The 21120-nt window shown below is 74.2% G+C and carries 18 protein-coding genes; 10 read left to right on the plus strand and 8 right to left on the minus strand.

Annotated features, from left to right (window positions below; all coding sequences use genetic code 11):
* Positions 1 to 48: 48 nt before the first annotated feature.
* The 3 genes from ACFC0B_RS07475 to ACFC0B_RS07485 all read right to left on the minus strand — a co-directional run bounded on the left by ACFC0B_RS07475 (position 49) and on the right by ACFC0B_RS07485 (position 3959).
* A complete protein-coding gene (locus ACFC0B_RS07475; protein ID WP_376083499.1) occupies positions 49 to 3135 on the minus strand; it encodes an amino acid adenylation domain-containing protein in 3087 nt (1028 codons plus the stop codon).
* Positions 3136 to 3273: 138 nt separating this feature from the next.
* On the minus strand, positions 3274 to 3585 hold the full coding sequence (locus ACFC0B_RS07480) for a hypothetical protein (protein WP_376083501.1): 312 nt from the start codon (positions 3583 to 3585) through the stop codon (positions 3274 to 3276).
* A gap of 104 nt (positions 3586 to 3689) precedes the next feature.
* A complete protein-coding gene (locus ACFC0B_RS07485; RefSeq protein ID WP_376083503.1) occupies positions 3690 to 3959 on the minus strand; it encodes a hypothetical protein in 270 nt (89 codons plus the stop codon).
* Between ACFC0B_RS07485 and ACFC0B_RS07490 the strand changes: the two genes are divergently transcribed.
* The 7 genes from ACFC0B_RS07490 (at position 3958) to ACFC0B_RS07520 (ending at position 12791) form a co-directional block, all read left to right on the plus strand.
* Complete coding sequence (locus ACFC0B_RS07490; protein WP_376083505.1) at positions 3958 to 5190, plus strand: GNAT family N-acetyltransferase; 1233 nt, start codon at positions 3958 to 3960, stop codon at positions 5188 to 5190. The genes ACFC0B_RS07485 and ACFC0B_RS07490 overlap by 2 nt on opposite strands.
* Positions 5191 to 5305: 115 nt before the next feature.
* The gene (locus ACFC0B_RS07495) at positions 5306 to 6541 is read left to right on the plus strand and encodes a DegT/DnrJ/EryC1/StrS family aminotransferase (RefSeq protein WP_376083507.1); all 1236 of its coding nucleotides are present in this window, start codon (positions 5306 to 5308) and stop codon (positions 6539 to 6541) included.
* Positions 6538 to 7968, plus strand: a complete 1431-nt coding sequence (locus ACFC0B_RS07500) for an NAD(P)/FAD-dependent oxidoreductase (protein WP_376083509.1) — start codon at positions 6538 to 6540, stop codon at positions 7966 to 7968. The genes ACFC0B_RS07495 and ACFC0B_RS07500 overlap by 4 nt, the downstream gene beginning before the upstream one ends.
* A complete protein-coding gene (locus ACFC0B_RS07505; RefSeq protein WP_376083511.1) occupies positions 7965 to 9395 on the plus strand; it encodes an aspartate aminotransferase family protein in 1431 nt (476 codons plus the stop codon). The genes ACFC0B_RS07500 and ACFC0B_RS07505 overlap by 4 nt, the downstream gene beginning before the upstream one ends.
* Positions 9392 to 9787: a hypothetical protein gene (locus ACFC0B_RS07510; RefSeq protein ID WP_376083512.1), complete on the plus strand. Its 396-nt coding sequence runs from the start codon at positions 9392 to 9394 to the stop codon at positions 9785 to 9787. Before ACFC0B_RS07505 ends, ACFC0B_RS07510 begins: the two co-directional genes overlap by 4 nt.
* Complete coding sequence (locus ACFC0B_RS07515) at positions 9784 to 11247, plus strand: GMC family oxidoreductase N-terminal domain-containing protein (RefSeq protein ID WP_376083514.1); 1464 nt, start codon at positions 9784 to 9786, stop codon at positions 11245 to 11247. The genes ACFC0B_RS07510 and ACFC0B_RS07515 overlap by 4 nt, the downstream gene beginning before the upstream one ends.
* Before the next feature lie 14 nt (positions 11248 to 11261).
* Positions 11262 to 12791, plus strand: a complete 1530-nt coding sequence (locus ACFC0B_RS07520) for a GMC oxidoreductase (RefSeq protein WP_376083516.1) — start codon at positions 11262 to 11264, stop codon at positions 12789 to 12791.
* 30 nt (positions 12792 to 12821) lie between these two features.
* On the opposite strand, the gene ACFC0B_RS07525 is transcribed toward ACFC0B_RS07520, so the two are convergent.
* The 4 genes from ACFC0B_RS07525 to ACFC0B_RS07540 form a co-directional block, all read right to left on the minus strand.
* Positions 12822 to 13784 (minus strand): ROK family protein, encoded by a 963-nt coding sequence (locus tag ACFC0B_RS07525; RefSeq protein WP_376083518.1) that lies wholly within the window; start codon positions 13782 to 13784, stop codon positions 12822 to 12824.
* Positions 13781 to 14302, minus strand: a complete 522-nt coding sequence (locus ACFC0B_RS07530) for a pyridoxamine 5'-phosphate oxidase family protein (protein ID WP_376083520.1) — start codon at positions 14300 to 14302, stop codon at positions 13781 to 13783. Before ACFC0B_RS07530 ends, ACFC0B_RS07525 begins: the two co-directional genes overlap by 4 nt.
* A gap of 147 nt (positions 14303 to 14449) precedes the next feature.
* A complete protein-coding gene (locus tag ACFC0B_RS07535) occupies positions 14450 to 15751 on the minus strand; it encodes a hypothetical protein (protein ID WP_376083522.1) in 1302 nt (433 codons plus the stop codon).
* A gap of 11 nt (positions 15752 to 15762) precedes the next feature.
* Complete coding sequence (locus ACFC0B_RS07540) at positions 15763 to 17067, minus strand: hypothetical protein (protein ID WP_376083523.1); 1305 nt, start codon at positions 17065 to 17067, stop codon at positions 15763 to 15765.
* 272 nt (positions 17068 to 17339) lie between these two features.
* Here ACFC0B_RS07540 and ACFC0B_RS07545 point away from each other — a divergent pair, with 272 nt between their 5' ends.
* The 3 genes from ACFC0B_RS07545 (at position 17340) to ACFC0B_RS07555 (ending at position 20513) form a co-directional block, all read left to right on the plus strand.
* Positions 17340 to 18974 carry a carbohydrate binding domain-containing protein gene (locus ACFC0B_RS07545; RefSeq protein ID WP_376083524.1) on the plus strand — a complete coding sequence of 545 codons (1635 nt, stop codon included), beginning with the start codon at positions 17340 to 17342 and terminating at the stop codon, positions 18972 to 18974.
* 187 nt (positions 18975 to 19161) lie between these two features.
* Complete coding sequence (locus tag ACFC0B_RS07550) at positions 19162 to 19884, plus strand: DUF981 family protein (protein ID WP_376083525.1); 723 nt, start codon at positions 19162 to 19164, stop codon at positions 19882 to 19884.
* Positions 19885 to 20147: 263 nt separating this feature from the next.
* Positions 20148 to 20513, plus strand: coding sequence for a hypothetical protein (locus ACFC0B_RS07555; protein WP_376083527.1), 366 nt, complete (start codon positions 20148 to 20150; stop codon positions 20511 to 20513).
* Positions 20514 to 20574: 61 nt separating this feature from the next.
* Here ACFC0B_RS07555 and ACFC0B_RS07560 read toward each other — a convergent pair whose 3' ends face one another.
* A complete protein-coding gene (locus tag ACFC0B_RS07560; protein ID WP_376083529.1) occupies positions 20575 to 20964 on the minus strand; it encodes a hypothetical protein in 390 nt (129 codons plus the stop codon).
* Positions 20965 to 21120: the final 156 nt, after the last annotated feature.

Below are 21120 nucleotides of genomic sequence, written 5' to 3' on the forward strand. Positions count from 1 at the left end.
CCGGTCGTCCCGTCGGGCCGGTTCGTCGCCCTGGGTCGGCCGTCCGGGTCAGCTCCGGAGGGTGGCGTGGTGGACGACGTAGCGGTGCAGGCCGTCGCGGTTGGAGGGGAGGGTCCGGGCGTCCGCGAGGGCGGCGAGCCGGGCGGCCCGGGTGGTGCTGAAGCGGGCGGCGCCGTCCTCGAAGGCCATCGGCGCGCGGTCGGGGTGGGTCGTCGGCGCCGGGAGCAGGGCGAGGGCCCCGGCGAGGCTCCGGTCGTCGGCCTCGGCGGCCGCGGCCTGCTGGACGGCCTGCCAGAAGTCCCGGTACCCGACCTTGCGCAGGCCGAAGACGGATCCGAAGGCGCCGAGCAGGTCGTCGAGCGGCAGCGGGCCGGGCCGCAGCAGGTGGAAGTAGCCGGGCCGGCGGTGGTTCACGGCGGCGACCAGCAGCCGTCCGACGTGGTCGACGGGGGTGTAGTCGGTGCTGAGGTCGCTGGTGAAGTAGGCGCCGACCCGCAGGCAGGCCCGGATGAGCAGCTCGACCCGGGAGCCGGGGTTGGGGATGCCGGTGCCGGTGGCCGGCATGACCTCGCCGAGCCGGTGCACGGCGACCGCCATCCCGCGGTCGGCGGCGAGCTGGACGAGGTGTTCGCCGACCCACTTGGAGTGCCCGTAGCCGCTGTCGGGCGTGCGGCCGGCCGGGACCGGGAGCTCCGGGACCGGGACCTCGCCCGCGGGCTCCGCCGAGCAGGCGGCGAGGGTGGAGACGAAGTGCACCATCGCGGGCCGGCCGGTGGCGGCGAGCCGGAGCAGTTCGACGGTGCCGGACACATTGGCGCGGCGGTGGGCACCGTAGCCGCGCACCAGGTTGACCATGGCTCCGGCGTGGACCACGGTGTCGGCCTGCTCGGCCAGCCGGCGGTGGTCGGCCGGGGCGAGCCCGAGCCTGGGGCTGCCCAGGTCGCCGGGGACGGCGTGGATCCGGTGGGCGGTCCGGTCGGACCACAGCCGGTACCGGTGCAGGGCGTCCGCCACGCGCCGCCGGGCCTCGTCCGGGGTGTCGGCCCGGACCAGGCAGTGGACGGCGGCGTCGGTCCGCTCCAGCAGGTCGTGCAGCAGCTGGGCGCCGATGAAGCCGGTCGCGCCGGTGAGCAGCAGGTGGCGCGGCGGTCCGGACGGCGGGGTGCCGGTCGGCCGGATGTCGGCGGGCAGGGTCAGGTCCCCGGCGGACGCCGCGGCGTCCGCCGGGGCGGCGGGCCGGGTGCGGACGCCGTCGAGCGCGGCGGCCTGGAGCGCGATGGTCGGCGCGTGGACGATGTCCCGGATCGAGAGCGGGGTGTCGAAGCGGGCCGACACCGCGAGGGCGAGCCGCTGGGCGCGGAGCGAGTCGCCGCCGCTGTCGAAGAAGTCGGCGTCGGGGCTGGTGACGGGTTCCGGCAGCAGGGCGTTCCACAGCTCGGCGAGGGTGCGCTCGGTGCTGCTCCCGGTGGCGGTCCAGCCGTTCGCCTCGCTCGGCGCGGGCGCCTTCAGGAGGTCCGCGAGGGCCCTGCGGTCGGTCTTGCCGTTGCCGTTCACCGGCACCGCGTCGAGCCTGATGAACCGCTTGGGGATCAGCTCGGCCGGCAGCAGGGCGCGGAGGTGCGACCGGAGCCGGTCCTTCGTCAGGCCGCCCCGCAGGGTGACGAAGGCGGCCAGGTGCTGCCCGCCGCCGTGGTCGCTGACCAGCACCTTGGCCTCGCGCACCGAGGGGTGCGAGGCGATCGCGTGCTCGATCTCGGAGAGCTCCACCCGCACGCCGCCGATCTTCACCTGCTGGTCGCGCCGGCCGTCGAAGAAGAGCAGCCCGTCCGGGCCGTGGTGGCCGAGGTCGCCGGTGCGGTACATCCGCTTCCCGGGCAGGTCGGGGAAGGGGTTCTCGACGAAGGCCAGGGCGGTGCGGTCGGGGTCGCCGAGGTAGCCGGTGCCCAGGCAGGCGCCGCCGATGCAGATCTCGCCGATCTCCCCGGCGGGGGCCATCTCGCCGTGCTCGTCGAGCACGACCGCCCAGGTGTTGTCGATCGGCCGGCCGATCGGCAGCGGGACGGGGTCCTGCGAGGTGACCTCGTGGAAGACGGAGCCGATCGAGGCCTCGGTGGGGCCGTAGGTGTTGGTGACCCGCAGGTGCGGGAGGAGCCGGCGCAGGGCGCGCACGCTGTCCGGGGCGATCTCCTCGCCGCCGACCAGCAGCATCCGCAGGCTCGTCAGGCCGTCGACCAACTCGGGCCGGGAATGTAGCAGTTCGACGAGCGCGGTGAGGATGGTGGGCACGAAGTCGGTCATCGTGACGCGGTGGCGCCCGATGACCTCGACGGTGGCGGTGAGGTCGAGGATGTCGTGCGGGCGGGGGATGACGACCCGGCTGCCGCAGGTGAGCGGCCAGAGCAGCTGCCACAGGGAGGAGTCGAAGGTGTGTCGGCTGTTCTGCAGCACCACGTGCCGCGGGGACGCGCCGAACCGGCGGCCCATCGCGAGCAGCCGGTTCGCCAGGCCGCTGTGCAGGTTGAGGGCGCACTTGGGGGTTCCGGTGGAGCCCGAGGTGTAGAAGCCGTAGGCGAGTTCCTCCGGCCGGGGCGGCGCGGGCGGCGGTCCGGCGGCGGTCTCCGCGTCCGCCGCCGCGTCCGCCGTGCCGTCCTCGCCGGAAGCCGCGACGTCCTCGCCGAGAACCGCGTCGTCCCCGCCGGACACCGGGGCGACGGCGAGGGCCGGGGCGGACCAGCCGTCCGGGGCGGCGCCGGGGGAGAGCAGGACCGCCGCGGGCCCGCACGCGTCGACCATGGCGCGCAGGCGCGGGCCGGGCCACTGCTCGTCCAGCGGGACGAACACCGCGGCGGAGCGCAGCACGGCCAGCATGGCGACCAGCAGTTCGGGCCCGCCGGCCATCACCAGCGGGACGAAGTCGCCCCGGCGGACCCCGGCGCGGGCCAGCCGGGCGGCCAGGGCGTCGGCCCGGCGCAGGAGGGCGCGGTACGTCAGGGTGCCGCCGGGGTGCTCGACCGCGACGGCCTCGGGGGTACGCGCGGCCGCGGCCTCGACGAGGCTCCAGACGGTGACGTCCGGGCGGAGGGGGACGGTGTCGCCGCAGAACTGGCCCAGCTGCCGCTCGGTCGGGGCTCGCATGGCTCTCCCTTGGTTGCTGAACGAGGACGGGGACAGGAGCGGGAACGGGCGCGCCCGGGCCGGCCGGTGGCCGCAGCAGGTGCGGCCACCGGCCGGCCCGGGAGCGGATCAGGAGTTCGGCGGGACCGCGACGGGGTCTCAGACCTCGGTCGCCACCCAGCTGATGTACCAGCCGTGGCTCACGGCGTACTCGACCGGCAGCGGGCGGCCGTCCTGCCAGCGGACGTAGATCCGGAAGCCCTTCGAGGTCGGGGTGTAGATGGTGTTCCCGCCGGTGGTCGTCCACATCGAGTCGCGGCCGCAGAGGTTGGCGGTGTAGACCGGCGTCTCGCTGAAGTTGCCCGCCGAGGTGTCGACGTCGATGTAGATGCCGGTGCCGTTGTCCTCCTCGACGTGCTGCTGCCAGGCGTCGATGGAGGTGTTGCCGGCGATGAACCTGGGGTTGGACATACCTGTCTCCTTGCTGTGGTCAGAGAAACGGGCAGGGGGGCGGATCAGAATGGATCGCTGGCGTACCAGGGATCATCCACCGCAGCCGAGTCTGAGTGAATCTTTCATTGATCACAAGGGCGCTGAATGCGAATCATCGAATTCCGGTTGAGAATATTGATCGCCTTCTCGGCCGGTGAACACGCGGGGTTTTGCGCGGTTCTTGACGTCGCGCGGTTCGATCGTGCTATACCTGTGGCTTCTGACGTGGTCCGGTCATCGGACAGTCGTGTGCGCTGGTCCACCTGTCTCTGGAAACGCGCCGTCTCATATTTCGGACCGTCATGATCGGAATTCCGGAAATCCTTAGAACGCGAGGAGAGCGTGATCAGCATGCCCGAATTCTCTGCCGTTCCCGAGCTGTCCGCCGCAGATTCCTGGGAGGATATTGCTCCGGTCGCTGAGCTGGCGTACGGGGGGTACGGGCACACCGCGGACTACCACGCCTCGGCGGCCTCGATCTTCGAACCCAAGCGTTCGCTGGTCGCCCGGACCGGCGGCCGCACCTGCGGGACCTGCGCCGTCTACTCGTTGGAGATGACCCTGCCGGGCGGCCCCGGGGCGGTCGCCGGCCTCGGCTATGTGACCGTGGCGCCCGAGCACCGGCGGCGCGGCGTGATGAGCGCCATGGTGCTGCGGGTCCTGCACACGCTGCACGAGACCGGGGCCGAGCCGGTGGCCGCCCTCAACACCACCGAGGCCGGGATCTACGGCCGCTTCGGGTTCGGCCTCGCCAGCCAGGCCGCCAAGGTGCGGATCCACCGGTACGCCCGCGACCTGCGCGAAACGGCCGGCGGCGACCGGACGGTCCGGATCGGCGCACCGGAGGAGCACACCGCCGCGCTCGCCGCCGTCTACGCGCAGTGCGTCGGCGAGCGGCCCGGGATGCTGCGCCGGGACGCGGTCTGGGCCGCCCGGGCCGTCCTGGACCTGCCCGACCACCGGGGCGGGTCCGGACGGCTGCTGTGCATGGTGGTCGAGGACGAGGGGGAGCCGTCCGGCTACGCCCTCTACCGGCTGACCGCGGCCTGGGAGGACTCGGTGCCGCGCTACGAGGTGTCGGTGCGCGAGCTGTTCGCCCGCGACCCCGCCTCCGGCGCGGCGCTGTGGCGCGCCCTGCTCGACGTCGACCTCGCCGGCAGCCTGGTCGCCGACCGGCCGGTGGACGACCCGTTGCTGGCCCTGCTCACCGACCCCCGCAGCGCCGCGCCCGTCCTGCGCGACCAGCTCCACGTGCGTATCGTGGACGTGGACCGGGCACTGGAGCAGCGGGGCTACGCAGCCGAGACCGACCTCGTCCTCGACGTCACCGATCCCCTCTGTCCCTGGAACGAGCGCCGGTTCCGGCTGCGCACCGGCCCCGAGGGCGGCGAGTGCCGGCCCACCACGGCCGCGGCGGACCTGCAGCTGACGGTCCGGGAGCTGGGCGCCCTCCACCTCGGCGGAACCTCTCTGGTGCAGCTCGCCCGTGCGGGACTGGTGCGCGAACTGCGCCCGGGCGCGGTCCGGGCCGCCGCCACGGCGTTCCGCCACGACCCGGCGCCGTTCTGCCCGATCGTCTTCTGACGCCGGAGTGCGGCGCACGACCGGTACCGGCCGCCGCGCCCTACGTTTCCCGACACGTTTCCCCGACGCTTTCGACGTTCCCCGACGTCCGACCGACCACCGACCTAGGAGCATCATGCCCGGTCCCGGATACGCGCACTTCGGTGCCGAGGAGCGCCGCAACCTCCTCGAAGTCGTCGACTCCTGGCTCGCCACCTCCGACGCGCACTCCCGCCCACCCGGCGTGGACGCCCAGGTCCGCGGCCTGGAGGCGGAGTTGTCCGCACGCTTCGGCAGTCCCCACTGCCTGGCCGTCAACAGCGGCACCTCCGCCCTGCTGGCCGCGCTCGCCGCGCTCGGCATCGGCCCGGGCGACGAGGTCATCGTGCCCGGCTACCTCTACACCGCCTCCGTCTCGGCCGTCGTGTTCGCGGGCGCCACCCCGGTGTTCGCCGAGATCGACGAATCGCTGACCCTCGACCCGGCCGACGTCCTGGCCCGGATCACGCCGCGCACCAGGGCGATCATGCCCATCCACATGCTCGGCGCGCCCTGCGACCTGGCGGCGCTCGGGCAGATCGCCGACGACCACGGGCTGTTCCTGCTGGAGGACGCCGCCCAGGCCTGCGGGGCCACCTACCGGGGCCGTCCGGTCGGCACCTTCGGGCAGGCCGCGGCGTTCTCCACCAACATCTTCAAGGTGATCACCGGCGGCGACGGCGGCTTCCTGCTCACCCCGGACGAGCGCGTCTTCCAGCGGGCCTACTCCTTCCACCACCACGGCTGGTTCCCCTACGGGAAGGAGACCGGGGACGGGGACCTGCTCTTCGGCCTCAACCTGCGGATGAACGAGTTCACCGCGGCCGTCGCCCGGGCCCAACTCGCCCGTCTGGACGCCATCCTGGACCACAACCGGACGCTCGCCCGAGCGCTGTCCGCCGCGATCCCGGCCCGCGACGGCCTGCGCCCGCGCCTGCTGCACGACGCCGACGGCGACTGCGCGACGCTGCTGGTGTACCTCTTCGACGACGCCGAGAGTGCCGACGCGGTGGCCAAGGAACTGGGGAGCCGCACGCTGCTCCACTCGCCCAAGCACTACTACGGCGGCCTGCCCGAACTCACCGCCCTGATGGCCGGCGACGCCCGCCCGAGCCCCTTCCGCCGCCCGCCCGACCGCACCCGGCACGACTACCGGGCCGGCGCGCTGCCGCGGACCGACGACGTCCTCGCCCGCTCGCTCGCCCTGACCATCGGGCTCACCGACACCTACCTCGGCGCCGACTTCGGCCTGACCGCGCGCAGCGGACCGGACGAGGTCGACGCCGTCGCCGCGCGGTTCCACGCCGCGGTAACCGGAGTGCTGGGCCGGTGAGCACCGCCGACCCGACCGGCCGCGCCGGTCCTCCGGGCGGGTCCGGTCCCGAGCCCGACGCCGATGTGATCGTGGTCGGCGCGGGCTTCACCGGACTGGCCGCCGCGCACGAACTCGCCCTGGCCGGCCTGCGCTGCCTGGTCGTCGAGTCGTCCGACCGGATCGGCGGCCTGGCCGCCACCTTCCCGGTCGGGAACGGGCAGTTGGAGCGCTTCTACCACCACTGGTTCGACTCCGACCGCGAGATCTTCCGGCTCTGCCGGGAACTCGGCTGCGAGGACCTGATCGAACGCCACCCCACCAGCACCGGCGTCTACCACGCCAACGCGGTGTACCGCCTCTCCAGCCCGCTCGACGTGCTCCGCTTCGCCCCGCTCCCCCCGGTCGACCGGATGCGGCTCGGACTGTCGGCCGTGCGGGCCGGCCGGGTGCGGCACTGGCGGGAGCTGGAGTCGCTGACCGCCGAGCAGTGGCTCGTCGGGCTGGGCGGGCGGCGGGCCTTCGAGGTCGTCTGGCGCCCGCTGCTGGAAGGCAAGTTCGGCGCCTACGCGCCCCAGGTCGGCGCGACCTGGATGTGGACCAAACTGCACCTGCGGGGCGGCAGCCGCTCCCGTGCGGGCCGGGAGGTGCTGCACTACCTGCGGGGCGGCTCCGGCGTCCTGCTGGAGGCCTGGCGCGAACGGCTCCGGCAGCTGGGCGTGGAGGTGCGCACCGACAGCCCGGTCCGCTCCGTCCTGGTCGGGGAGCGGGGCGTGACCGGGGTCCGGACGCGGAACCGCACCCTGCGCGCCCGCCGGGTCCTGGTGACCACCGCCCCCGGGCTGCTGGCCGACATGCTCGACGACGCCGCCGGAGCCCACCCCGCGCTCCCGGGGCTGGTGCGGCGGCTGCGCGGCGTGCCGTACCTGGCCAACCTGTGCCTGGTCCTGGAGAACCGCCGGGCGCTGTCCGACACCTACTGGCTCAACGTCACCGACCCGCGGTTCCCCTACGTCGGCGTCATCGAGCACACCAACCTCGACACGCCGGAGCACTACGGCGGCCGGCACCTCGTCTACCTGTCGAAGTACCTCCCGGTCGACGCCGAGCTGTACCGGATGAGCGACGAGGAGGTCTACCGCCACAGCCTGCCCCACCTGCGCCGGATGTTCCCGGAGTTCCGGGAGGACTGGGTGCGCGGCTACCACGTCTGGCGGGCGGAGCACGCCCAGCCGGTGATCACCCCCGACTACTCCCGGCGCGTCCCCGAGCCCGAATGCGCCGTGCCCGGCCTCTACATGTCGAGCATGGCGCAGGTCTTCCCCGAGGACCGCGGCACCAACTACGCCGTGCGGCACGGCCGGAACGCCGGACGACTCATCGCGGACCGGATCCGCACCCGCGCGCACGCGGGGCCCCGCGCGGCAGCGACCGAGGAGGCGCAATGAACGACCTGCTGGACATCGAGGCCGCCGAAGAACTGACCGGCCATCAGATCCAGGAGCTCTACCGGAGTTTCGTCAGCCGCAGCCAGGTCTCCCTGATCGGCGCCTTCGGCTTCGGACACGACCTGGTCGAGAGCGCCGAGGGCTGCTGGATCACCCTGCGCGACGGCCGGCGCATCCTCGACTTCACCGGCGGGATCGGGGTCCTCAACCACGGCCACAACCACCCGAGGATCCTCGCCGCCCGCCGGCGCTTCGCCGAACGGGGCCGGATGGAGGTCCACAAGAACTACCTCTCGCCCTACGTCGCGGCCCTCAGCCACAACCTCGCCCGGCTGCTCCCCGGCGACCTCGCCATCAGCTACTTCCCCAACTCCGGCGCGGAGGCGGTCGAAGGCGCCGTCAAACTCGCCTACAAGTACCACGCCGGCCGCCGCGGCACCGTGCTGCACACCGACATCTCGTTCCACGGCAAACTGCTCGGCGCGGGCAGCCTCACCGCCTCGCCCGAACTCCACTTCGACTACCCGAGGATCCCCGGCACCGACTACTTCGGCTACGACGACCTCGACTCCTTCGCCCTCGCGCTGGACCGGCACCAGGGCGTCGACGGCGAGAGCGACGTCTACGCCGTCGTCCTGGAGCCGCTCAGCGCCTCCAGCCTGCGCGAGTGCTCCGGGCACTTCCTGCGCGAGGTCCGCCGGCTGTGCACCGAACGGGACATCGTGCTGATCTTCGACGAGGTCTACACCGGCTGGGGCCGCACCGGCGCGCTGTTCCACTTCATGCACCACCCCGGGCTGGTCCCCGACGTGGTAACGATGTCCAAGTCCTTCGGCGGGGGCAAGGCCTCCATCGCCGGATACGTGGCCCGCGAGCCCGTCTTCCGCCGCGCCTACGACACCCTCCAGGACGCCACCCTGCACAGCACCACCTACTACGGCTTCGGCGAGGAGACCGCCACCGCGCTGGAGGCCGTCGCCGTCGCCGTCGAGGACGACTACCCCGGGCGCGCCCGCAAACTCGGCGCCGTCCTGGAGACGGGCCTGCGGGACATAGCCGTCCGGCACCCCGCCCTGGTCGCCTCGACCGCCGGCTGCGGCGCCCTGCACGGCGTCTTCCTCAAGGCCGGACCGGCCTCGCTCGACCGCGTGCTGCCGCTGCTCCCGGCAGCACTCGGACGCGACCCCCGGCTCCGGACCAAACTGATCACCGGCGCGGTGATCGCCGCCCTCTACCGCGACCACGGCGTGCTCACCTTCTTCGGCTCCAACCACGGCCTGCCGCTGATCGTCGCCCCGCCGCTGGTCGCCGAGGAACCCGAGGCGCAGACCTTCCTGCGGGCGCTCGACGAGGTGCTCGGACAGGGCGCGGTGCGCCTGCTCGGGAGGCTGGCCAAGGAACTGGCCACCGGGAGGTTCCGCTCATGACCGTCGACCTCCTGCTGCGGATCTGGTCGCTGCGCTACCCAGCCCTGCGCGGGGCGGACGCCCGCGCCGCGGCCCGCGCCCACATCCTGGGCAGCCTCACCCGGCTCGCCCCGCACTACCGCGTCGGCCTGCTCGTGGCCCTGCGGCTGGTGCCACCCGCGCTCCTGCTGCTGACGGGCCGCCGCCCCGCCACCGCCCCGCCGTCCGCCCTGCTCGGCGGGCTCCGGCGGGTGGAGCGGCTGCCCCTGCTCGGCCGGGCGGTGCGGACGACGGAGACCCTCGCGCTGTACAGCGGGCTCGACGCCGCCACTGCCGGGAGCGGGACGGCGGATGCCCGGGCCCGGCGCGACGCCCCGGTACCGCGGACCGCCGGCCGGGCGGTCCCCCGATGAGCCGCGCACCGCGCCCGGTCGACTGCGACGCCCTGGTGATCGGCTCCGGCGCGGGCGGCAGCGTCGCCGCCCTCGGACTCGCCCGGGCCGGACGCGAGACCGTCGTCCTCGAAGAGGGCCCGCGGGTGACCACGGCCGAGATCGCCGCCTCCTCGCCCGCGCAGAACCTCCGGCGCCTCTACCGCCACGCCGCCCTGGCCCCCATCCACGGCCGGCCCGTCATCGCCTTCGGCGAGGGCAGCTGCGTCGGCGGCACCACCGTCGTCAACGGCGGGCTGCTCTGGGAACCGCCCGCCGGACTGCTCGACCGCTGGGCCGACCGGGCCGGCACCGACGGCTACCGCCGCACCGACCTCGACGGCCACCTGCGCGAGATCACCCGCCGCCTCGGCGTCGCCGCCCAGCAACCCGGCGACGGCAACCGCGATTCCCGCCTGCTCGCCGAAGGCGCCGAACGGCTCGGCTGGCACTGGGCCCCGGCCCGCCGCGCCGCGCCCGGCTGCTCGCACGCCAACCGCTGCCCGACCGGCTGTCCCACCGGCGCCAAGCAGAGCATGCTGCTCAGCTACCTGCCCGCCGCCGAACGCCACGGCGCACGCGTCCTGCCCCGGACCCGCGTGGTGAAACTGAGCCACCGGGGGCCGACCGTCACCGAGGTCCACGCCGTGCTCCCCGACGGCGAACCGGTGACCTACCGCCCGCGCACCGTGGTGCTCGCGGCCGGGCCGGTCGGCAGTCCGGCCCTGCTCCAGCGCAGCGGCATCCACCGCCGCGAGGCCGGCCGGCGCACCGCCTTCCACGTCAACCTGAAGGTCGTCGCCCGCTTCCGCGAACCCGTGCGGGCCACCCGCGGCACCATCTTCACCGCCCAGCTCCAGCACTTCCAGGACGAGGGCCTGCTGGTGATGCCCGCCAACCTCACCCCCGGCGCCCTCGCGGCCGCCCTGTCCGGCCACGACCCGGACACCGTCAACACCCTGCTGGCGGAGCTGGACCGGGTCGCCCTGTTCACCGCCCAGGTCCGGGTGGAGGGAGGGTTCGCCGTCACGGCCCTGCCCGGAGGCCTGACCGTGCTGCGCCACCGGATCACCGCCGCCGACGGCCGGCTGCTGCGCTCCGCGCTCCACCGCACCGCCCGGCTGCTCCTCGCCGCCGGCGCCACCGAGGTCCACCCGCCCTTCCCGGGCCCGCCGGTCCGCTCCGAAGCCGAGGCCCGCCGGTGCGCCGAGGGCGGCAGCCTCGCGCACTGGCCGCTGGTCTCCGTGCACGCCATGGCCTCCTGCCCGATGGGCGCCCCGGCCCGCGGCGGACTCTGCGACCCCCTCGGACGGCCGTACGGATTCGACAACCTCCACCTCTGCGACGCCTCGGTGCTCCCGGGCGCGACCGGCATCAGCCCGCAGGGCACCGTGATGGCCTTCGCCCACGAGATCACCGAACGGCTGCTGCAGACCACCTGACGGGAGAGCACCGTATGACCTTCGACCTGGCACCGCACCGGCTCCCGGGCGTGATCGAGCCGGACGGACCCGAGGTGAGCTGCGATCTCGCGATCCTCGGGTCCGGCATGGGCGGAGCCACCCTCGCCTACGCGCTGCGCTCCTCCGGCGCGCGGATCCTCGTCGTCGAACGCGGCGACTTCCTCCCGCGCGAGCACCAGAACTGGTCCCCGGAAGCCGTCTTCGTCCAGGGCCGCTACCGCAACGGCGACCAGTGGCACGACGCGCAGGGACAGCCCTTCCACCCCGGCGTCCACTACTACGTCGGCGGCAACACCAAGGTCTACGGCGCCACCCTCCCGCGCTTCCGCGAGATCGACTTCGGCCCGGTCGCCCACGCCGAGGGTGACTCGCCCGCCTGGCCCATCGGCTACGCCGACCTGGAACCCCACTACGGCCGGGCCGAGGAGCTCTACCGGGTGCACGGCACCCGCGGAGAGGACCCCACCGACCCCTGGCGCTCCACCGACTACCCCCACCCGGCCGTGGAGCACGAGGGCGCCGTCGCCGACCTCGCCGACCGCCTGCGCGGCCAGGGCCTGCGCCCCTTCCACCTGCCGACCGGCATCGACCTGCGCGAGGGCGGCGACTGCGTGCGCTGCGGCACCTGCGACAGCTTCCCCTGCCTGGTCGGCGCCAAGAGCGACGCCGACGTCCGCGCGCTGCGCCCCGCGCTGGCCACCGGCGACGTCCGGCTGCTGACCCGCACCCTGGTCGGCCGGCTGCACACCGACGCCGGCGGGCGCCGGGTGACGCACGCCGTGGCGACCCGGGACGGGAAGACGGTGACGATCCGGGCCGAGCGCTTCGTCGTCGCCTGCGGGGCCGTCAACACCGCGGCGCTGCTGCTGCGTTCGGGCATCGCCAACGGATCGGGCCGGGTCGGCCGCAACTACATGGTGCACAACAGCACCTTCCTGGTGGCGGCCGACCCCGCCCGCCGCAACCAGGCGGTCTTCCAGAAGACCCTCGGCCTCAACGACTGGTACCTCGCCAAGGGGCGCCGCGCACCGCTGGGCAACGTCCAGATGCTGGGCAAGCTCCAGGAGCCCATGGTGCGCGCGGCCCGCCCGAACGTGCCCGCCTCGGTCCGGCGGTTCGTCACCCGCCGCAGCGTCGACCTCTACCTGACCAGCGAGGACCTGCCGACCCGGGACAACCGGGTCGCCCTGGACGCGGCCGGGCGGATCACCGTGCACTGGAAGCCCAACAACCTCCGCGCCCACGCCGAGCTGGTCCGGCGCACCACCCGCTCGCTGCGCGCGGCCGGCTACCCGCTGGTGATGACCCGGCGGATGGGCATCGAGACCAACTCCCACCAGTGCGGCACAGCCGTGATGGGCACCGACGGGGCCACCAGCGTGGTCGACCCGGCCGGACGCACCCACGAGCACGACAACCTCTTCGTGGCGGACTCCTCGGTGTTCTGCTCCTCGGCGGCGGTCAACCCGGCCCTGACCGTCGCCGCCAACGCCTTCCGGATCGCCGGGGGAGTGCTGGCCTGATCCGCCGACCGTCCTGATCCGAACGAGGGCCTAACCCTCCTGGCCCGCGGCCGAGTTCAGCAGGTCGCGGGCCAGCAGTGCGGCGCCCAGGCAGCCGGCTTCGTAGGCCAGCTCGGCCGGCCGGACCTCCGGCACCACCTGGAAGGCCAGCCGGGCCGCCAGCTGCTCCCGCAGCGGATCGAACAGCAGCCCGCCCGCGCCCGCCAGCCCGCCGCCCAGCACGATCGCGGACGGGTCGAACAGGGTGACGGCGACGGCCAGCGACTCGGCCAGCACCTCGACCACCTCGGACCACACCCGCACCGCGTCCGGGTCGCCCTCGCGCGCCAGCGCGGCCACCCCGGCGGCGTCGGCCGGGCCGTCGGCCCCGGCCAGGGCGCGGTAGTGCCGCAGCACCGCCGGTCCGCCCACGATGGTGGACACGCAGCCGCGCTGCCCGCAGCCGCACGGCTCGCCGCCCGGCCGCACCACCAGGTGGCCGAGCTCGCCGGCCTGCCAGTGCGCGCCGCCGAACGGCCGTCCGCCGATCATCACGGCGGCGCCGACGCCGGTGCCGATCGGCACGAAGAGGAACACCTCGTGCCCCCGCCCGGCCCCGAGCCGGGCCTCGGCGATCCCGCCGGCCCGCACGTCGTGCCCGAGCGCCACCGGCACCCCCGCGCGCTCGGCCACCAGCCGGCGCAGCGGCACGTCCCGCCAGCCGAAGGCGGCCGAGAAGACGGCGACGCCCGCCCGCTCGTCGACGATCCCGCAGCTGGCCACGCCGACCGCCCGGACCGGCGTGCCGCGCGCGGCGGCCGCGGCCTGGGACTCGGAGACGATGTCCAGCAGGCTCTCCACCACGGCCTCCGGCCCCCGTCGGGCGTCGGTGGGCCGGTGGGTGACGGCCAGGGCGGTGCCGTCCGGGCCGAACAGGGCGGCCTTGACGACGGTGCCGCCCAGGTCCAGGCCCAGGACGACACCGCCGTCCGCCGGAGTGGTGCGAGGACTCACTCGGCGAGCTGCTTGGTGCTGAACGGGATGACGACGCGGTGGTTGACCTCGTCGCCGTGGACCGGGTGGCCCTCGGGGGAGAGCATCGAGTAGGCGGTGACCTGCGCGCGGTAGATCCGGATCGGGGAGTCCCCGGCGAAGTCCCGCGGCGGGCGGAAGCGCCGGGCCCGCGTCGCCTCGTCCGGGTAGCGCCGCCGGTAGTACAGCTCGCAGCCCTCGGCCAGCGCCTCGCCCTCCAGCACCTCGGCCCGGGCCAGCGCGTAGAGCGCGTCGCCGCCCCCGCCGGCCGGGTTGGAGTCGTAGAGGACGAGCGAGACCACCGGGTTGGCGGCGATGTTCCGCGAGTGGAGGGTGTCCAGGCCCGACTGCCAGTAGAACCGGTCCTCGTCGTCCCAGGCGTGGGCCACGGGGGCCACCCACGGGACGGCCTGCGGGGACGCGGTGCCGAGGGTCAGGTAGCGGGTGGAGCGGAGAAGCTCGCGAGCGGAGGTGCAGAGTTCGTCGTCCGAGCTGGGCATGAGTGCCTCCGGTTCGGTGTCGGTTGCTCCCACCGGGCGTCCTGCGGCCGGGCGCCGGGACGCCGGTTCTTCGCGCCCCCAACTGTACCGACCTCGGGCGACGGTCAGTAGAGGGCCGCGCCCGGCGCGCCGCCGGGCAGCGCGGGGTCAGGGGGAGGGGGACGAACCGAGGACGGTCTGGAACACACCCCCCTGGGCGACGTTGACGACGCTGCTGCGGCTGACCCGGCTGAGGTGGCCGAGGACGCGGTGGTCGAGGACGGCGACGGACAGGTCCCGGGTGAGGGCGCCCGCGGTGGCGGGCGCGACGCGTTCCTGCACCAGCCAGCCGCGGTGCCGCGGGGAGCCCACGAGCGCGGCCCACTCCTCCGGGCCGTGCTCGCACCCGAGGTGCACGGTGTTGCCGAAGTAGCCGTAGGGGGCCTTGAGTACCAGCCGGGTGCGTTCGGCGACGGCCTGCCCGACGGTGATGCCGTCGCCCAGTTTGCGGCTCCAGGGCACGATGGCCGGCAGGACCGCCCGCAGGTCGGGCGGGAACAGCTCCTCGAAGCGGGGGTCGGACAGCACCGCCAGGCAGAGCTTGTTCTCCGCCACCCAGCGCTGGGCGAGGACGTTGGGGACGACCAGCCCGCCGTCGGTCACCGCCGCACAGAACCGGTCCCAGCCGTGGACGGGACGCGGGTCGGCCGGGATGTGCTTGAGGTGGCCCAGCCGCAGGCCGGTTCCGGGGGCGTAGTCGGACGGGTCCATCATGGCCGCCGTCCGGCCGCCGCGCCGGGCCTGTTCGGCGATCAGGTGGCGGTCGTGGTTCCGGCCCCCGGTGTGGAAGAGACCGAGCCGCCGGGTCTCCTCCTCGGCCAGGCCCCGCGCCCGGCCGTGCGCCACCAGCCAGGCCGCGAACCAGCCCTCCTCCTCGAAGCGGCCGGCCGGCACCCGCCACCGGTCGAGGAGGGCGCCGATCTCGGGGGTCCGGCGCCAGAACCGGGCCACCGCGCCCGCGCCGATCAGGTTTCCGGGGCTGCTGGCGTTGAACTCCAGGATCCGTGCGGTGCCCAGCCGGTCGCCGAACAGGTCGACCCGGCAGAGGTCCACGGTGAGGGACTCCGGGCGCGGGTGGCGCACGATCCAGCGGTGCAGGACCGGTGGGACGTCCAGGAAGTCCTGGAGGAGGGGGTGTCCGGGATAGGCCCGGACGATCCGCTCCAGGCCGTCCACGGCGGTGAGGACGCGCCGGTGCAGCAGCGGCTCGGCCGCCGGGTGGAGCACGCTGACGGCCGGCGGCACCGGGAAGGGCACGGGCGGCGGGGAGGAGACGTACACGCGCTCCGCCAGGACGCTTCGGCGGACCCGGTCGCGGGCCGCCAGCAGCGCGGCGTGCAGGGGGTGCGGGGGCACGCCGGGAAAGGCGGTCAGATCGCGGTCCGGGTCGATGAGCGGCAGGTCGTCCATGCTCCCCGCCTTCAGAGGTAGAGCGGGTGGAGGCGGCCGGTGCGCGCGACGTTGAGCCGCGCCTCGTGGCCGGTGCGGACGAAGGCGGAGACCAGCCGCCCGTTGACGGCGCCCACGGCCAGGTCGTGGTGGACAGGGGCTCCGTCGGGCCCGCCGCGCAGCCGGGGACTGGGGAGGTACTCCTGGACCAGCCAGCCCTCGGCCGCGGCCCGGCCGACCGCCTCGGCCCAGGCGGCCTCGCCGGTCTCCGGCCCGACCACCACGCCGCGGCCGTTGGCGTCCAACGGGCTCTTGAGGACGTACCGTCGGCGCTCACGGGTGATCCGGCGGACGGTCGGTCCCTCGCACAGGGCGAGGTTGCGCGACCACGGGACGGCCGGCTGGACGCGCCGGTGGTCGTCCGGGTCGAAGAGGTCGGCGAACCGGGGGTCGGAGAGCACGGCGAGGCAGAGCTTGTTGTCGCCGATCACCCGGGCGCGCAGGCCGTTCTGCACGAACAGGGCGCGCTCGCGCACGGCTCGGAGGTACGGGCCCAGGTCGCCGGCCAGCACCCCCAGGTCCCGCATGCCGATCTTGGCGTAGGCGTGCCGGACGGGCCGGCCGTCCAGGGCGGCGGCGCCGTCCGGGCCGGTGCGCAGCTCGCGCGGGTCGGCGTGCAGGACGCGGACGCCGAGGGCGCCGAGGCCGTCCTGGTAGGACCGGACGGCGTTGCGGTCGGCGCGGTGCGGGTACAGCAGTGCCACGTCGTCCGGCCGGTGGCCGGTCTCCCGCTCGGCGAGGTCGAGCAGCCAGCGGCCGGTCCACGCGGTGTCGTCGGCGGGCAGCGGCCGGGGCAGGCCGATCCCGTGCCGGGTGAGCAGCGGCCGCCAGGCGGTCCGGGCCCGGCCGACCACGGCCAGTCCGCCCGGGCCGTTGGCGTTGGTCTCCAACACGCCCCACCGGCCGTCGGGTTGGGGGAGCAGGTCGAGCCGCAGCAGGTGCACCCGGGTGTCGCGGGCGGCCGCCGCCTGCGCGCGCAGCGACTCCGGGAGGGTGAGCACCCGGTGCAGCCGCGGGTCGTGCGCCCAGGCGGCCACGACCGCCTCGATCATGCGGTGGTAGGCGGCGGTGAAGGCCGCCAACTCCTCGCTCAGGCCGGGTCGCAGGAGCAGCGGGAGCCCCAGCGGCCGGGCCTTGCGGACGGCCGGGTCGCCCACCGTGTGCGCCTCGGCCAGCGCCCGCCCCTCCGCCGTCGCGGCCACGGCCGCGACCTGCCGGGTGAACGCCTCGTCCAGTCCCGACCAGCCCTCGTCGTCGGCGCCGATGTCATCGGCCATGAGCAGCACCCCGCCCCTCAACTGGTGGAACGCCGGGACGGCGGACCGAGAGTAGTGGTACCGCTACTCGGCCCCAAGTAGGCATTGGTCCAGACCTATTGACGGGCCTTGCCGTCGCTCCTACGATCCGGACCGGCACATCCCCCACATGTCCCCACCCAGAGCCGGGCGTCGCGCCCCCACAGCGACGGTCATGTCCATGACGCCCGGCGGGAAGCGAGCACAGCATGTTCCGTCGGAGGTCGCGTACCCCACAGCCGCAGCGGGCGGTCGTGGAACGCGCGTCGCAGGTCCACCGGACCGGCGGCGCCCCCGGATCGACCCTCCTGCAGCGCTCCCTCGCCGGGGTGAGCGCCGCCGTCCTGATCGGCGCCGGCCTCGCCGTGGCCGGCACGGTCAGCGCCGGGGCCGCCACCCCCAACCTGGTGTCCAACCCCGGTTTCGAGAACGGGCTCTCCGACTGGACCTGTTCCGGCAGCTCCGGCGCGACCGTCAGCAGCCCGGTGCACGGCGGCACCTCGGCGCTCAAGGCCACGCCGGGCGGCCAGGACACCGCCCAGTGCACCCAGACCATCAGCGTGCAGCCCAACTCCCAGTACACGCTGAGCGCCTACGTCCAGGGCAGCTACATCTACCTGGGCGCCACCGGCACCGGCCTGAGCGGCACGACGTCCACCTGGACGGGCAGCAGCGCGTCGTACAGCCAGCTCAGCGTCAACTTCTCCACCGGGGCGAACACCACCTCGGTGACGGTCTTCCTGCACGGCTGGTACGGGCAGCCCGCGTTCTACGCGGACGACGTGGCGCTCTCCGGCCCCGGCGGCACCACCACGCCGCCGACCACCCCGCCGACCACCCCGCCGACGACGCCTCCCACGACGCCGCCGACCACCCCGCCGACCACCCCGCCCACCACGCCTCCCACGACGCCGCCGACCACTCCGCCGGGCTCGACCTGCCCGACGAAGCCCAAGCCCGCGGGCAAGGTCCTCCAGGGCTACTGGGAGAACTGGGACGGCGCCGCCAACGGCGTCCACCCGGGCATGGGCTGGACCCCCATCACGGACAGCCGGATGGCCGCGCACGGCTACAACGTCATCAACGCCGCCTTCCCGGTGATCCTCTCGGACGGCACCGTCCTCTGGGAGGACGGCATGGACGCCAACGTCAAGGTGTCGACCCCCGCCGAGATGTGCCAGGCCAAGGCCGCCGGCGCGACGATCCTGATGTCGATCGGCGGCGCCGCCGCGGGCATCGACCTGAGCTCCAGCACCGTCGCCGACAAGTTCGTGGCGACCGTCGTCCCGATCCTCAAGAAGTACAACTTCGACGGCATCGACATCGACATCGAGACCGGCCTGTCCAGCAGCGGCAGCATCAACACGCTGTCCGCCTCGCAGGCCAACCTGATCCGCATCATCGACGGCGTGCTCGCCCAGATGCCGGCGGGCTTCGGCCTCACCATGGCCCCCGAGACCGCGTACGTCACCGGCGGCAGCGTCACCTACGGCTCGATCTGGGGCTCCTACCTGCCGATCATCAAGAAGTACGTCGACAACGGCCGGCTGTGGTGGCTGAACATGCAGTACTACAACGGCAGCATGTACGGCTGCTCCGGCGACTCCTACCAGGCCGGCACCGTGCAGGGCTTCACCGCGCAGACCACCTGCCTGAACAACGGCCTGACCATCCAGGGCACCACCATCAAGGTGCCCTACGACCTGCAGGTGCCCGGCCTGCCGGCCCAGCCCGGTGCGGGTGGCGGCTACATGGCGCCGAGCCTGGTCAGCCAGTCGTGGAACGCCTTCAGCGGTTCGCTGAAGGGCCTGATGACCTGGTCGATCAACTGGGACGGCTCGAAGGGCTGGTCCTTCGGCGACAACGTCAAGGCCCTCCAGCGCCGCTGACGACCCGCTGAGGTCCTCGATCGCTCCCCGGCCGGGGAGGGGGCACGCCCGCCCCCTCCCCGGCCGGTTCCCGTGTCGGCCGCCCTCGCCCTCGGCCTGCTCGCCGGGCTCGCCCGACCGGGTGGCAGGGCCGCCCGAACGGCGGCGGCGCGGAGGCCGGGCGGAACGCGATCCCTACGATCCGCTCATGACACAGCACGCACTGTCACTCCTGGCCGACGGTCTGAAGATCGACTGGGCCAGGATGCCGACCTACAACACGATCATGTCGGTGGCCGCCGGCGCCGGACTGCTCCTCGTGGTCGCGCTCGGCCGCAGGTTCCTCACCCCCGGGCCGATCGCGACCCTCGACGGCTGGGCGCTGGCCTTCAGCGCCCTCGGCTTCACCCTCGTCGTCACCGGCCTGCACATGACCCTGACGTGGCCGCTCGCGGGGCAGGGCTTCCCCTTCGACAACATCATCTTCGGCGAACCCGCCCTCGCCTTCGGCGTCTTCCTGCTCTCCGCCGCCTTCTACCTCTGGAAGCGCGGCGCCGAACTGCTCGGCGAGGAGCGGGTGGCCCGCACGGCCCGGATCGCCGGGCCCATCTCGCTGTTCGTCTTCGGCATGGGCCTCGCCTGCTTCGGCATCGCCGCCGCCGGCTGGAAGTACACGCTCTTCGCGGCCCCGCCGGAGGAGCCCATCTCGGGCGAGTTCTCGGACTGGCCATGGCTGGAGGCGAGCTTCATGTCGGGGCTGTACGTGCTGGTCGGCATCGGCGCGCTGCTGTTCCCGTTCGCGCTGCGCCGCCCCGCCGCGTGGCCCGTCCCGGTGGTCGGCGTCGCCTGGGGGCTGTCCGGGCTCGCCTTCCTCGTCTTCGGCGGGCTCAACTACTTCACGCACATCGGCCTGATCGTCAACACCATGTGATCCGCCCGTCAGGAGCCCGCGACTCCTGACGGGGGGACAGGCCCCCGGCCCGCTCCGGCGGCTCGTGCGGCGGCGGGGGCTTGGGGGCCGGTTCCCTGAACCTCTACAGTCCTGTAGATTTCGTCTGGTGGCGGAGGGTGGTGCGGGCCCGACCGAGCCACCCTGGGGTGCTCGATCGCGGGCCGCCCCGCCCGTGGATCCGGTCGCCCGGATCCCGGCCGCCGGCCGTACCGGCAGAGACGACAGAGACGACAGGAGTCACAGTGAGCTCGCGCGTGATGGCGAAGGTCGCCCCCGCCCTCCTCCTGGTCGGGCTGGTGCTGGGCACGCCCGGTGTCGCCCAGGCCGTGCCCGCCGCCGCCCGGGCCGCCGCGGCGGTCGAGGCCGCCGCCCCGGCCGCGGCGCCCGTGGACGCCGTGCGGCCGGCCGAGGACCGCGCCGCCCGTCCCGGTATCCCCGCCGGCTCGCTGGCGTCCGGTGAGAAGAAGGAGAAGAAGGGCGGCTTCTTCAAGAAGCTCGGCATCGCCGCCCTGGTCATCGTCCTGCTGATCGTGCTGTTCTTCATCGGGCTCGTCGTGGCGATCGTGTTCGCCGTCCGCCGGATATTCCGCCGCCGCCGCGAGGCGTGACCCGGCCTCCGGGCGGGGCGGGGTCCGCCCCCGCCCCGCCCGGATTGCGCAGGGCCTGCGGTCAGGCCTCCTTGATGTCCGAGATGAGTTTGGTGCTCAGGTCGCTCTGGACCGCCAGCCGGGTGTGGCGCGCGTCCGGGCCGGTGCCCCAGGTGAGGGTGACCGTGGTGAACAGGTGGCCGGCGCCGGAGTCGTGGTAGCCCACCGCCCAGGCCGTGGGCACGTTCTGGGCGCGCAGGACGCCGTCCGCGTGGTTGGCCTCCTCCCAGGCGGCCAGCCGCCGGCGGAGGTCCTCGGTGAGGTAGTGGGCGCGGAGCTGCTCGCCCAGGTCGTCGGTGCCGTCGGAGACGGCGTCGATGTAGCCGCCGTAGAAGTCGGCCACCCGGTCGACGGCGGAGTCCGGGCTCCCGCCGCGTACCGGGTCGGACGCTGCGGTCTGTCTGTCGGTCATGGATCGTTCTCCGAATCGGCGTGGTCCGATGCCCGCCCCGGATCGCGCACGGGCGGGACCTCCGAGACCTGCCCCGGTCGCCCGCGGGTGACGCGCCGCGCCGCCGCGGCTCACCCGATCGAGCGAGCGCTGTCTCCGGTGGCCGCGCCGCTCCGG

This window comes from Kitasatospora sp. NPDC056184, assembly GCF_042268405.1.
Classification (GTDB): Bacteria; Actinomycetota; Actinomycetes; order Streptomycetales; family Streptomycetaceae; genus Kitasatospora.